The 12,863-nt window shown below is 72.4% G+C and carries 12 protein-coding genes; 9 read left to right on the top strand and 3 right to left on the bottom strand.

Annotated features, from left to right (window positions below; genetic code table 11):
* Positions 1-3: 3 nt before the first annotated feature.
* The 3 genes from GA0070623_RS16255 (at position 4) to GA0070623_RS31020 (ending at position 1,168) form a co-directional block, all read left to right on the top strand.
* Positions 4-171, top strand: a complete 168-nt coding sequence (locus GA0070623_RS16255) for a DUF4244 domain-containing protein (RefSeq protein ID WP_013283643.1) — start codon at positions 4-6, stop codon at positions 169-171.
* Positions 168-536: a TadE family type IV pilus minor pilin gene (locus GA0070623_RS16250; protein WP_067300374.1), complete on the top strand. Its 369-nt coding sequence runs from the start codon at positions 168-170 to the stop codon at positions 534-536. The genes GA0070623_RS16255 and GA0070623_RS16250 overlap by 4 nt, the downstream gene beginning before the upstream one ends.
* Before the next feature lie 314 nt (positions 537-850).
* Complete coding sequence (locus tag GA0070623_RS31020; RefSeq protein WP_067300651.1) at positions 851-1,168, top strand: Rv3654c family TadE-like protein; 318 nt, start codon at positions 851-853, stop codon at positions 1,166-1,168.
* 119 nt (positions 1,169-1,287) lie between these two features.
* Here GA0070623_RS31020 and GA0070623_RS16240 read toward each other — a convergent pair whose 3' ends face one another.
* The 3 genes from GA0070623_RS16240 to GA0070623_RS16230 form a co-directional block, all read right to left on the bottom strand.
* Positions 1,288-1,809, bottom strand: a complete 522-nt coding sequence (locus tag GA0070623_RS16240) for an LURP-one-related/scramblase family protein (RefSeq protein ID WP_067300373.1) — start codon at positions 1,807-1,809, stop codon at positions 1,288-1,290.
* A 128-nt stretch (positions 1,810-1,937) separates the two neighbouring features.
* Positions 1,938-2,144, bottom strand: a complete 207-nt coding sequence (locus GA0070623_RS16235; protein ID WP_067300372.1) for a hypothetical protein — start codon at positions 2,142-2,144, stop codon at positions 1,938-1,940.
* Positions 2,145-2,248: 104 nt separating this feature from the next.
* Positions 2,249-4,651: a DEAD/DEAH box helicase gene (locus tag GA0070623_RS16230; RefSeq protein ID WP_067300648.1), complete on the bottom strand. Its 2,403-nt coding sequence runs from the start codon at positions 4,649-4,651 to the stop codon at positions 2,249-2,251.
* 210 nt (positions 4,652-4,861) lie between these two features.
* On the opposite strand from GA0070623_RS16230, the gene GA0070623_RS16225 reads away from it, so the two are divergent.
* The 6 genes from GA0070623_RS16225 (at position 4,862) to topA (ending at position 12,812) form a co-directional block, all read left to right on the top strand.
* Positions 4,862-5,218: an STAS domain-containing protein gene (locus tag GA0070623_RS16225; protein WP_067300370.1), complete on the top strand. Its 357-nt coding sequence runs from the start codon at positions 4,862-4,864 to the stop codon at positions 5,216-5,218.
* On the top strand, positions 5,218-5,652 hold the full coding sequence (locus tag GA0070623_RS16220; protein WP_067300368.1) for an ATP-binding protein: 435 nt from the start codon (positions 5,218-5,220) through the stop codon (positions 5,650-5,652). The genes GA0070623_RS16225 and GA0070623_RS16220 overlap by 1 nt, the downstream gene beginning before the upstream one ends.
* A 313-nt stretch (positions 5,653-5,965) precedes the next feature.
* The gene (locus tag GA0070623_RS16215) at positions 5,966-8,326 is read left to right on the top strand and encodes a sodium-translocating pyrophosphatase (RefSeq protein WP_067300365.1); all 2,361 of its coding nucleotides are present in this window, start codon (positions 5,966-5,968) and stop codon (positions 8,324-8,326) included.
* A 106-nt stretch (positions 8,327-8,432) separates the two neighbouring features.
* Positions 8,433-8,975 carry a hypothetical protein gene (locus GA0070623_RS16210; protein WP_067300364.1) on the top strand — a complete coding sequence of 181 codons (543 nt, stop codon included), beginning with the start codon at positions 8,433-8,435 and terminating at the stop codon, positions 8,973-8,975.
* A complete protein-coding gene (locus GA0070623_RS16205; protein ID WP_067300645.1) occupies positions 8,972-9,568 on the top strand; it encodes a hypothetical protein in 597 nt (198 codons plus the stop codon). The genes GA0070623_RS16210 and GA0070623_RS16205 overlap by 4 nt, the downstream gene beginning before the upstream one ends.
* A gap of 361 nt (positions 9,569-9,929) precedes the next feature.
* Positions 9,930-12,812, top strand: coding sequence for a type I DNA topoisomerase (gene topA / locus GA0070623_RS16200; RefSeq protein WP_067300360.1), 2,883 nt, complete (start codon positions 9,930-9,932; stop codon positions 12,810-12,812).
* Positions 12,813-12,863: the final 51 nt, after the last annotated feature.

Below are 12,863 nucleotides of genomic sequence, written 5' to 3'. Positions count from 1 at the left end.
CAGATGCGGAAACTCCTCACCCGGCTGCGCGGGGACGCGGGAATGAACACCGCCGAGTACGCGGTGGGCACCCTCGCCGCCGTGGCCTTCGCCGGCATCCTGCTCAAGGTGCTCACCTCGGGGAACGTGCAGTCGGCGTTGACCGCCGTCATCGACCGGGCGTTGAAGTGATACCGCGCCGGCCGGCCGGTGGGGACCGGGGTTCGTTCACCGCCGAGTTGGCGGCCGGTCTGCCGGCGCTGCTCCTGCTCCTGCTGGCCGGGCTCACCGCCACCGACGCGGTCACCACGAAGGCGGCCTGCCTGGACGCGGCCCGGGAGGCGGCGCTCGCCGCCTCCCGGGGCGGGGACGGTGTCAGTGCGGGCACCCGGATCGCCCCGGAGGCGGCGGCCGTCTCGATCTCGGTGAACGCGGACCGGGTGACCGTGACGGTCCGTGCCCCCGTCCGGGCGCTCGGAGCACGGTTGCCCCGGCTCACGGTCGAGGCCAGTACGGTCGCCGCCGTCGAACCGGGCGCAGCGGAGCCCGGACGATGACCCCCGCCGACGCCGACGCCGACGCCGACGCCGACGCCGACGCCGACGCCCGGCCCGGCGCCCGCGTCGACGGCCTGTCCGTGGCCGACGCCCGCGTGCGCCGCGATGCAAACGCAGGTGGGCAGCCGTGGTCCGGTCGGTCGTCGCCGCAGCCCGGTGGGTGGCGGCAGAGCCGCGAGGGCCGGCGGGATGTCGACACGGAGACCAGCGGTCGGCGGCAGCGCCGCGAGAGTCGGCGGGATGTCGGCGCGGAGCCTGGTGGGTGGCGGCAGCGCCGGCGGGACGTCGGCGCGGACCGGGGTGGAGCCAGCGTCCTGCTGCTCGCCATCGGCCTGGTGTTCGTACTGGTCGGTGGGTTCGGGGCGGCGATCGGCGCGGCCCGGCTGGCCCGCCACCAGGCCCGGGTGGGTGCCGACTTCGGGGCACTGGCCGGGGCCGGCCGGGCGTGGCAGGGCGTCGAGTGGGCCTGCACGACCGCCGAGGAGGTCGTCCGCGCCAACGCCGCCCGGCTGGTGGCCTGCCAGGTGGACGGGCTCGACGTGGTGGTCACGGTCGAGGTGGTGGTCACCCCGCTGCCGGGGCTCCGCCGACACGCCACCGCCACCGCCCGCGCCGGACCGGTCCGTGGATGAGACCTCCCGCGCCGGACCGGTCCGTGGATGAGACCTCCCGCGCCGGGCCGGTCCGTGGATGGCACGACCGCTGTCCCGGGGGCGTGGCGAGGGACCGCGCACCCCGGGACGCCGGCGGGTCAGCGGCCCTGGAGCGCGTCCAGACCGATGGCCATGGCGATCACCAGGCGGCGGTCGATCTGCGGGTGCGGCACCTCGACGACGTAGCGGTCCCGCAGGCCCCACTGCTTGATCACCGAGAAGACCGGCTGGCCACCGGCGGTGAAGTCGAAGTGGTACGGCAGCCACGACAACGAGTCGACGAACCGGCGCAGCAGCGCCACCGGCATGCTGCGTTCCTGACCGGTGATCTGCGGCAGGCCGGCCTGCTCGACGTGCCAGGTGGAACGGAACAGCGACTGGGTGAAGTCCTTGCGGAACAGCCCGATCGGCGTGCCGGCATGGTCGGTCACGTCGTACGTGGCACCGAGGTCGAGCCGCTGACGGGCCTTGAAGGCGAGCCGCTTCTGCTGCGCGAACGCCAGGAGCGCGCCCTCGGTGCCGTCCGCCGCCACGGCTCGGACCTCGTACTGGTTGACCATCATCCGAATCCGCTGCCGAACGTGGAACTGGTGCTGTGCCTGCAAACCGTCTAGCTGCATGGAAACTCCTCCGAAGGGTGCGCCGGAGTCTCGCACAGCCCGCCGGTCAGCGCCCGCTGGCCAGCGCGACTGGTCGGCGTCCGCCGGTCGGCGGACGCCGGTCAGCACCGTCGGCCAGCGTCCTCGGGTCAGCGCCCGTCGACGGCGGTCGCCTTGAGTGCCCAGGTATTGAGCACCTGGTGGATGCCGCGCAGGCGTTCGTTGATCTGGTCCAGGCGTTCCGCCTGGGCCAGGCTGGCCAGCGCGGCACCCAGCGCGATCAACTGGTCGGGAGTGAGATTCTCCTGGTCGATGGTGTAGAGCAGGTCGACGGTCTCGGCAATGGTGTCGGCCACGGCTTCTCCTCCGGGTCGGGAAGAACGGCAGGGTCGGCGGTCGGATGCACTTCCCACTATCGATGGAAGCGCTCCCATGCATCAATGCCCACATGTTCCCCGACTCAAGCGCGATCCGGAAGGCGGGACCGGTGAACTGTCTGTCTGGGTGGTGCGGAGGCCTCACCGGGAAGGTGGGTCAGGACCACGTCGAGGACCCGGACCGCATCCGGCTTGGACAGCGGGTTGTTGCCGTTACCGCACTTCGGGGACTGGACGCAGGACGGGCACCCCGACTCGCAGCCGCACTCGACGATCGCGTCCCGGGTGGCGCCCAGCCAGGCCGCCGCCGTCCGGTAGGCCCGCTCGGCGAAGCCGGCCCCGCCGGGGTGGCCGTCGTAGACGAACACGGTGGGCGCCTCGGTGTCCGGGTGCAGGGCGGTGGACAGCCCGCCGATGTCCCACCGGTCGCAGGTGGCCATCAGCGGCAGCAGCCCGATCGCGGCGTGCTCGGCCGCGTGCAGGGCCCCCGGCACGTCCGCCGGCTCGACGCCGGCCGCCGCCAGGGACTGCGGGGAGAGCGTGAACCAGACCGCGACGGTCCGCAGCTCCCGGGCCGGCAGGTCCAACGGCCGGGTGTCGATCACCTCGCCGGTGGCGATCCGGCGACGCTGGTAGGAGACCACCTGGCTGGTCACGTCCACCTCGCCGAGGAAGAGCCCGACCGGGCCGGCGTCCAGATAGGAGCGGACCGACACCACGGAGAGCGAGGTGACGTCCCGGGCGTGGGTGGACCAGTCCGGCTCCTCGGCGTGCACCAGCGCGCACCCGTCGTCGAGGTCCAGCGCCTCGACCAGGTAGGAGACGCCCTGGTGCAGGTAGACCGCCCCCGGGTGGACGAGGACGTGCGCCGAGCCGCCGTCGACGGTGCCGAGCAGCCGGCCGGTGGCGGCCTCCACCACGCAGACCGGCGAGCCGCCCTCGCCCCGCAGGTCGACCTCGGGCCGTTCCCGGTGCCGCCAGTACCAGCCGGTGGGGCGCTGCCGCAGGTCACCGGCCTGGACCAGGTGGTCGACGGCCTCCTTCGCCCCGTCGCCGAACAGCTCCAGGTCGGCCGGGGTGAGCGGGGACTCGGCGGCGGCGCAGGCGAGTTGCGGGGTGAGCACGTACGGGTTGGCCGGATCGAGCACCGTCGCCTCGACCGGGCGGCCGAACAGCGCCTCCGGGTGGTGCACCAGGTAGGTGTCGAGCGGGTCGTCCCGGGCCACCAGTACGGCGAGCGCCTCGTCGCCGGAGCGCCCGGCCCGGCCGGCCTGTTGCCAGAGCGACGCCCGGGTGCCGGGCCAGCCGCAGATCAGCACCGCGTCCAGCCCGACCAGGTCGACGCCGAGTTCCAGCGCGTTGGTGGAGGCCAGCCCGAGCAGGTCGCCGTGGAGCACCGCCCGTTCCAGTTCCCGCCGCTCCTCCCGCAGGTAACCGCCCCGGTAGGCGGCCACCCGCTCGCCGAGGCCGGGCACCGCCTCGTCCAGCGCCCGCCGGGCGTTCGCGGCGACCACCTCCGCGCCGCGCCGGGACCGGACGAAGGCGAGCGTGCGTACCCCGGCGGCGACGGTGTCGGCGAGCAGGTCGGCGGTCTCCCGCAGCGCCGACCGGCGGACCTGGACGAGGTCCGCCGTCCTGGCGTCGGCGTCGGCCGGCGGTGGCAGCAGGGGTGGTTCCCAGAGCGCGAAGGTGACGCCGCCGCGTGGCGAGGCGTCCTCGGTGACGGCGGTGACGGGCAGGCCGGTGAGCCGCCCGGCGGTCACCGCCGGTTCGCCCGACGTCGCCGAGGCGAGCAGGAAGACGGGGGTACGGCCGAACTGGGCGCACCGGCGACGCAGCCGACGCAGCACGTGCGCCACGTGGGAGCCGAAGACCCCCCGGTAGGTGTGGCACTCGTCGACGACCACGTACGTCAGCCGGCGCAGGAACCCCGACCAGTGTGCGTGCCCGGGGAGGATGCCGTGGTGCAGCATGTCCGGGTTGGTGAGCACGAACCGGGAGTGCCGGCGGATCCACTCCCGCTCGGTGCGCGGGGTGTCCCCGTCGTAGCAGGCGGGGCGTACGCCGTCGAGGTCCAGGCCGGCGACGGCGCGCAGCTGGTCGGCGGCGAGGGCCTTGGTGGGGGCCAGGTAGAGCACCGTGGCCCGGGGGTCGGCGAGCAGCGTGGCCAGCGCCGGGAGCTGGTACGCCAGGGACTTGCCGGACGCGGTGCCGGTGGCGACCACGACGTGCTGCCCGGCGTACGCCAGCTCGGCGGCCTCGGCCTGGTGCCGCCAGGGGGCGGTGACGCCGCGTCGGGCGAACGCCGCCCGCAGCTCCTCGGGTGCCCAGTGCGGCCAGGGCGTCTGCTGCCCGGCGCGGGCCGGCACCCGCTCGACATGGGTGACCGGGTCGGCCGGGTGCCGGGTGCGCAGCCGGCGCAGCAGCTCGTCCGGGTGCCGGGTGCCCAGCCGGTGCGGCGGCTCGTCCGGGTGCGGAGTGCCCAGCCGGTGCGGCAGCCCGGCCGGCGGTCGGCCGGTGCCGGTGCCTGCGGTGGCGGGGGCTGCGGGGTTCACGTCCTGCACTCTCGCACTGGTGTTCGGTGCTGAACAACCGGGTCGGTGGGTATGGAGGAGCCTCCGCCGGTGACCTCGCCGGGGCCTGTAGCGGGGATGGTTAGATGCCCAGGAGAGTTTACGGCTCTCGGAGGAGGACTGATGGAGCTGTCGCTGGCGACCCGCACCGTGGGGGAGCACACGGTGCTCGAGGTCGGTGGTGAGGTGGACGTCTACACCGCACCTCGACTGCGCGAACGGCTCCTGGAGTTGATCGACGGCGGGGCCCGGCGGGTGGTCGTGGACCTGGGTCGGGTGGACTTCCTCGACTCCACCGGTCTGGGTGTGCTGGTCGGCGCCCTGAAGCGGCTGCGTTCGGCCGGGGGTTCCTTCGCCCTGGTCTGCGGCAAGGAGCCGCTGCTGAAGATCTTCCGGATCACCGCCCTGGACCAGGTCTTCCCCCTGCACCCGACGGTGGACGCGGCGGTCGCCGCCGACCCGGCCGGCTCCGGCGCGTGATGGCGACGGTCCGGCTCTCCTTCTCGCCGGCGCCGGTGCACGTACGCACCGCCCGCCTGGTCGGTGTCGCGGTGGCCCGGCGGGCCGGGGTCCGGGAGGATCTGCTCGACGAGGTGCGGCTGGCCATCGGTGAGGCGTGCACCCGGGCGGTGGCCCTGCACCATCAGTACGGGCTGGCCGATCCGGTGCTGGTGGAGATGTCTGACTCCGGGTCGTACGCGGTCCGGGTGGTGGACCGGGCGCCGATCGAGGCGGGGCTGGGCCTGGCCGCGTTGAACGCCGACGAGCTGGCCAACGAGACGCTGACCGACGAGGCGCTCACCACCGGCGTGGGATTTGCGCTGCTCGCGGGTTTCGTGGAGGACCTTCAGGTCCGTCCGGTGGCCGAGGGGATCGGGACCGAGGTCCGGATGGTGTGGCCGGTCGGCGGCTGACCTCACGTTCTGTCCACGAGGCCGTGACCCATGGGGGTCGCGGCCTCGTGGTCTTGATGGTCTCCTATATCAGATTTTTCCTCATAACACAGTTACAGAGATCATCCGGACACGGCGTCCCCCGCATGTGACCTCCAACACTGGCCAGGGCTACAGTCTGTGAGTTGTCAGCACGTGACCCTTCCTGCAACCAGCGGATATGGATGTTGATCATCTTTTGTCGGCGCAGGTCGGAGCGCGTGCGCCACCGCATCCAGGCGTCGGTCATACGTCCACTGGCCGACGCGACAGTGTTCGGTACAGGAGGACACAGATGTCCGGGACTTTCGCCGCCGACAGCGGCGCGCTGTCCCTTACCGGAGCAAACCTGACGTACGTCGTCATCGCCGCGGTCATCGCGCTGGTGGCACTCGTCTTCGCCGCCGCCTTGACCAAGGCCGTGCTGGCAGCCGGTAAGGGCACCACCAACATGCAGGAGATCTCCGGCGCGGTGCAGGAGGGCGCCTCCGCCTATCTGCTCCGGCAGTTCAGGACGTTGGCGATCTTCGTGGTCATCGCCGTCGTGCTGCTCTTCCTGCTGCCGGTGCACGACACCGACGGCAGCGAACTGGCGGTGAAGATCGGCCGGTCGGCGTTCTTCGTGGTCGGCGCCCTGTTCAGCGCGTTCATCGGCGGCGCCGGGATGTGGCTGGCCACCCGGGCCAACCTGCGGGTCGCCGCCGCGGCCCGGGAGGCGGCCGGCGGCCGGGAGGCCGCCATGAAGATCGCCTTCCGCACCGGTGGCGTGGTCGGCTTCCTCACCGTCGGCCTCGGCCTGTTCGGCGCGGCGCTGGTGGTCGGCCTCTTCAAGGGCGACGCACCGACCGTGCTGGAGGGTTTCGGCTTCGGCGCGGCGCTGCTCGCCATGTTCATGCGGGTCGGCGGCGGCATCTTCACCAAGGCCGCCGACGTCGGCGCGGACCTGGTCGGCAAGGTCGAGCAGGGCATCCCCGAGGACGACCCGCGCAACGCCGCCACCATCGCCGACAACGTGGGCGACAACGTGGGTGACTGCGCCGGCATGGCCGCCGACCTCTTCGAGTCGTACGCGGTCACCCTGGTCGCCGCGCTGATCCTCGGCCGGGCCGCGTTCGGCGAGGACGGCCTGGTCTTCCCGCTGATCATCTCCACCATCGGGGTGCTGATCGCCATCGTCGGCGTCTTCATCACCCGGCTGCGCACCTCCGACCGCAACGGCCTGACCGCCATCAACCGGGCCTTCTACCTTTCCGCGGTGCTCTCCGCGGTGCTGGTCGCGGTCGCTGCCTTCCTCTACCTCCCGGCCACCTTCGGCGAGCTGGAGGGCGGGCTCACCGACGTCGACCAGAACCCGCGCGTGGTCGCCATCGGCGCGGTCGTCATCGGCATCGTGCTGGCCGCCGCCATCCAGGCGCTGACCGGCTACTTCACCGAGACCAACCGTCGCCCGGTGCAGGACATCGGCAAGAGTTCGCAGACCGGCGCGGCCACCGTCATCCTCGCCGGCATCAGCGTCGGCCTGGAGTCGGCGGTCTACTCGGCGCTGCTGATCGGCGCGGGCGTCTTCGGCGCGTTCCTGCTCGGCGGCAGCTCCATCACGCTCTCGCTGTTCGCGGTGGCGCTGGCCGGAACCGGCCTGCTCACCACCGTCGGCGTGATCGTCGCGATGGACACCTTCGGCCCGATCTCCGACAACGCACAGGGTGTGGCCGAGATGTCCGGCGACATCGACGAGAACGGCGCCCGGATCCTCACCGAGCTGGACGCGGTCGGCAACACCACCAAGGCGATCACCAAGGGCATCGCGATCGCCACCGCCGTGCTCGCGGCCACCGCGCTGTTCGGCTCGTACACCGACACGCTGCGGACCGCGTACTCCGACGCGGGGGTGGGGGACGTCGGCAGCGAGATCCTCAACGCGCTCAACGTGGCCAACCCGCGCAACCTGGTCGGTCTGATCATCGGCGCGGCGGTCGTCTTCCTCTTCTCCGGGCTGGCCATCAACGCGGTGTCCCGCTCGGCCGGCGCGGTGGTGATGGAGGTCCGCCGGCAGTTCCGCGAGCTGCCCGGCATCATGGACCGCACCCAGCGCCCCGAGTACGGCAAGGTCGTCGACATCTGCACCCGGGACGCGCAGCGCGAGCTGATGACCCCCGGTCTGCTGGCCATCCTCGCCCCGATCGCGGTCGGCTTCGGCCTCGGGCCGGGCGCGTTGGCGTCGTACCTGGCCGGGGCGATCGGGGCGGGCACCCTGATGGCGGTCTTCCTGTCCAACTCCGGTGGGGCCTGGGACAACGCCAAGAAGCTCGTCGAGGACGGCTCCTACGGCGGCAAGGGCTCCGAGTCGCACTCCGCGACCGTCATCGGCGACACCGTCGGTGACCCGTTCAAGGACACCGCCGGCCCGGCGATCAACCCGCTGATCAAGGTGATGAACCTGGTCTCGCTGCTGATCGCGCCGGCCGTGGTGGCCTGGAGCGTCGGCGACGACCGGAACACCCCGCTGCGCCTGGCGATCGCGGTGGTCGCCACCCTGATCGTGGTCGCGGCGGTGGTGTTCAGCAAGCGTAAGGGCGTCGCGATGGACTCCACCCCGGACGGTGGGGGCACCGGTTCGGGTAACGACCCCGAGCGGGTCGAACCGGCCAACGTCTGAGTGACGACGCAGCGGGTTCCCGGCCGTCCGGGAACCCGCTGCGTGGGCCGACCAGCGCGAAACCTGATCGCTGGCACAATCGCCCGGAGGCCGTACGCTGCATCGCATGCGTACGTGTCGGGCGAGTGCCGCCGGAAAGTTCACGGTGGTCCTCGCCACGCTCGTACTCGTCGTCGCCGGCTGCGGCGGGGGGCCCACCCCCCGGGCGTGGGCGGCCTCGGTCTGCGAGGCGCTCACCCCGTGGCGGGCCGAGATCAGCAAGCTCACCAGCAGCACCCACCAGCAGATGACCGCGCAGACCACCCCGGCACAGGCGAAGGAGAACCTGGTGCGGCTCTTCGCCGGTGCCGAGCAGGCCAGCGAGACGGCCCGCCGCCGGATCGCCGATGCCGGCATCCCGGAGACCGACCGGGGCGAGGAGGTGTCGAAGGCGTTCCGGGCGGCTCTGGAACGGATCAGGGACGCCTACGGGCATGCCGGGGACACCATCGACGCCCTGGACACCGGGCAGGCCACCGCCTTCTACGACGGGGTCCAGGCCGCCGTGGACAAGCTCAACCAGGAGTACGACGCGAGCGCGCTGGACACCGGGCGGCTCAACTCGACAGAGCTCAAGCAGGCCTTCGACGAGGTTCCGGAGTGTCGCTGAGGCGTACCGACCCGCCCGGGGAACCGGTGCGCCAGTTGTCGCTGTTCGGCACGGAGGCGGCCGATCCGTCCGTAGCCGACCTGGCCGGGCTGCTCGCCGGCCCGGGAGAGGTGCACCGGATGGGGCGCACCGCCCGGCTGTCCGTCGAGGTCGACGCGGCCTGGCGGGTGCACGTGCTCGTCGCCGAACTCGCCCGGCGGGGGCTCGCGGCGGGCTGGGAGGCGACCGGGGAGCAGCGTTATCTGGTGCGTACCTCGTACCTGACCACCCTGGCACCGCTGGCGACGGCCTGGCTGGCCGGTGGGGTCAAGCGCCCGCCCGCCCACTTCCACCTGCACGGCCGGCGGCTGCGCCTCTGGCTGGCCGCCGCCGGGGCGGCCGACGACGCGGGCCTGCTGTTGCGCCTGGACCGCCGTGACGAGCCGTGGTGGCCGGTGGTGCGGGCCGCGCTCGCCGCGGTGGGCCTGCCGGCGGCGCTGCTGGAGGCGGAGACGGGTGGGCCGGCGTACCGGATCGGCAGCCGGCGGCTGGCCCGGCTGGCCGAGCTGGTCGGCGACCGCCCACCGGCCGCTCCCGCCCACCTCTGGCCCTGACGGGCCGGCGGTGACCGCCCCGCGGTGACCGCCCCGGCCGGCATGGTGAACTGTCTGATCGAGGACAGTGTTGCGGACGGTACACTGCCCGTCTCACTCTGTGAGCAGCGGTGTTGGCCCAGGTCGGAGGGCCGTCATCGTCACCGTGGCCCACTTCCGGCCCTACCCACGGTGTACGGTGGCGCCGTCCGGCCGCTGCGGCCCGCGCGGCGTCGGTGGTGCCGCCGCGCGGACGCTGTTTGCCGCCCCCGGGCTCCGGAACCCGGGCGGCGCGTTACGTTGGACATCCGGACCGAGGTGGTCCGGCGGGCGCAACACGGCCCGAATCGGGACCGGAGCAGGAGTGAGGTCGGGGAGAGACGTGCCGAGCAGCGCTGGAACCACCCGTCTGGTCATCGTCGAGTCTCCGGCGAAGGCCAAGACGATCTCGGGCTACCTCGGCCCGGGGTACGTCGTGGAGGCCAGCTTCGGCCACGTCCGGGACCTGCCCCGCAACGCCGCCGACGTGCCGGCCAAGTACAAGGGCGAGTCGTGGGCCCGGCTCGGGGTGGACGTGGACAACGGCTTCCACGCCCTCTACGTCGTCTCGGCCGACCGTAAGGCGCAGATCAGCAAGCTGGTGAAGCTGGCCAAGGAGGTCGACGAGATCTTCCTGGCCACGGACGAGGACCGTGAGGGCGAGGCGATCGCCTGGCACCTGGTGGAGACCCTCAAGCCCAAGGTGCCGGTCAAGCGGATGGTCTTCCACGAGATCACCAAGCCGGCCATCCAGGCCGCGGTGGCCAACCCCCGGGAGATCGACCGGGATCTGGTCGACGCCCAGGAGGCCCGCCGCATCCTCGACCGGCTGTACGGCTACGAGGTCTCCCCGGTGCTGTGGAAGAAGGTCATGCCGCGGCTCTCGGCGGGCCGGGTGCAGTCCGTGGCCACCCGGATCGTGGTCGAGCGGGAACGCCAGCGGATGGCCTTCCGCACCGCGGAGTACTGGGACATCCTCGCCACCCTGGCGGTGGCGAAGCCGGGCGACGGCCCGCGGACCTTCAACGCCACCCTGGTCGCGCTGAACGGTGACCGGATCGCCACCGGCAAGGACTTCGAACCCACCACCGGCCGGGTACGGCCCGGTGCCGGCGTGGTGCACCTCGACGAGAGCGGGGCGCGCGGCCTGGCCGCCCGACTGGCCGGGCGGCCGTTCACCGTCACCCGGGTCGAGGAGAAGCCCTACCGCCGTCGCCCGTACGCGCCGTTCATCACCTCCACCCTCCAGCAGGAGGCGGCCCGCAAGATGCGGTTCTCGTCGCAGCAGACGATGCGTACCGCGCAGCGGCTCTACGAGAACGGCTACATCACCTACATGCGAACCGACTCGGTGAACCTGTCGGAGACCGCCATCGCGGCGGCCCGCCGGCAGATCGTCGAGCTGTACGGCGAGCGCAGCGTGCCGCCGGAGCCGCGCCGCTACACCGGCAAGGTGAAGAACGCCCAGGAGGCGCACGAGGCGATCCGCCCGGCGGGGGACAACTTCCGCACCCCGGGCGACGTGGCCAAGGAGCTGTCCGGTGAGGAGTTCAAGCTCTACGAGCTGATCTGGCGGCGCACCATCGCCTCGCAGATGACCGACGCGGTCGGCTCCAGCGTCTCGGTACGCATCCGGGCGGTCTCCGCCGCCCAGGAGGAGGCCGACTTCGGCGCCACCGGCAAGACCATCACCGACCCGGGCTTCCTGCGGGCGTACGTCGAGTCCAGCGACGACGAGAACGCCGAGGCGGAGGACGCCGAGCGGCGGCTGCCCACCCTGGTCAAGGACCAGCCGCTGACCGCCGACGAGCTGGCCGCTCAGGGCCACCACACCCAACCACCGTCGCGCTACACCGAGGCGTCGCTGGTCAAGGCGCTGGAGGAGCTGGGCATCGGCCGCCCGTCGACGTACGCGTCGATCATGCAGACGATCCAGGACCGGGGCTACGTCACCAAGCGCGGTCAGGCGATGATCCCGACGTTCCTGGCGTTCGCGGTGATCGGGCTGATGGAACGGCACTACCCCCGCCTGATCGACTACGACTTCACCGCCAGCATGGAGAACGAGCTGGACGAGATCGCCGGGGGCGACCACGCCGCCGTCGACTTCCTCACCGCGTTCTACTTCGGCAGCAGCAACGGCACCGGCGACCAGGCCATCGCCCACGCGGGCGGGCTGAAGAAGCTGGTCACCGAGAACCTCAGCGAGATCGACGCGCGCAGCGTCAACTCGATCCCGCTGCACACCGACGACGAGGGGCGCGAGGTCGTCGTCCGGGTCGGCCGGTTCGGGCCGTACCTCCAGCGGGCACTGCCCGGCGAACAGCCGGCGCCGAAGACCGACGGCGAGGAGGGCGGCGGCCAGGGCGACCGGGCACCGATCCCGGAGGGCCTGGCCCCCGACGAGCTGACCCCGGAGAAGGTGCACGAGCTGTTCCTCGGCGGGGGCGGCGAGCGCAAACTCGGCGACGACCCGGCCACCGGCGAACCGATCGTGCTCAAGTCCGGCCGGTTCGGCCCGTACGTCGCCAGCGGTGAGCGCAAGTCGTCCCTGCTGCGGACGCAGACCCCGGACTCGCTCACCCTCGACGAGGCGTTGAAGCTGCTCAGCCTGCCCCGGGTGGTCGGGGTCGCCCCGGACGGCGCCGAGGTGGTCGCCAACAACGGCCGCTACGGCCCGTACGTCAAGCGTGGTGACGAGTTCCGCTCGCTGGACTCCGAGGACAAGATGTTCACCGTCACCCTCGACGAGGCACTGGCCCTGCTGGCCGCCCCGAAGACGCGCCAACGTCGGGCCGCCGCGCCCCCGCTGCGCGAGATGGGCGTCGACCCGCTGACCGAGAAGCCACTGGTGATCAAGGACGGCCGGTTCGGGCCGTACGTGACCGACGGGGAGTTCAACGCGTCGCTGCGGCGCGGGCAGACCCCGGAGGAGCTGACCATCGAGCAGGCGTCGGAGATGCTGGCCGAGAAGCGGGCCAAGGGTCCGGCACCGAAGAAGGCGGCGGCGAAGAAGACGACGGCCAAGAAGGCCCCGGCCAAGAAGGCGACCGCGACCAGGACCACGGCGACCAAGGCGACCGCGACCAAGGCGACCGCGACCCGGGCGACGGCGGCCAAGAAGACCGCCGCCGCGAAGTCCACGGTCGCCAAGAAGACCACCACCGCCAAGGCCACGCCCGCCAAGAAGGCCGCCCCCCGCAAAGCCACCACCGCCACCGAGTGACCCCTTCCGGGTGACCCCACCCGGGGGTGACCCTTTCCGGGTGACCCCACC

Source organism: Micromonospora rifamycinica (assembly GCF_900090265.1).
GTDB classification, from domain to species: domain Bacteria; phylum Actinomycetota; class Actinomycetes; order Mycobacteriales; family Micromonosporaceae; genus Micromonospora; species Micromonospora rifamycinica.
This window is presented reverse-complemented; position numbering and strand designations above follow the sequence as displayed.

Excerpts from the sequence above, each read along its gene's own strand:
- GA0070623_RS16215 (WP_067300365.1), top strand. The coding sequence starts at position 5,966 with ATGTCCGGGACTTTCGCCGCCGACAGCGGCGCGCTGTCCCTTACCGGA.
- GA0070623_RS16240 (WP_067300373.1), bottom strand. The coding sequence starts at position 1,809 with ATGCAGCTAGACGGTTTGCAGGCACAGCACCAGTTCCACGTTCGGCAG.
- GA0070623_RS16255 (WP_013283643.1), top strand. The coding sequence starts at position 4 with ATGCGGAAACTCCTCACCCGGCTGCGCGGGGACGCGGGAATGAACACC.
- GA0070623_RS16210 (WP_067300364.1), top strand. The coding sequence starts at position 8,433 with ATGCGTACGTGTCGGGCGAGTGCCGCCGGAAAGTTCACGGTGGTCCTC.
- GA0070623_RS16220 (WP_067300368.1), top strand. The coding sequence starts at position 5,218 with ATGGCGACGGTCCGGCTCTCCTTCTCGCCGGCGCCGGTGCACGTACGC.
- GA0070623_RS16225 (WP_067300370.1), top strand. The coding sequence starts at position 4,862 with ATGGAGCTGTCGCTGGCGACCCGCACCGTGGGGGAGCACACGGTGCTC.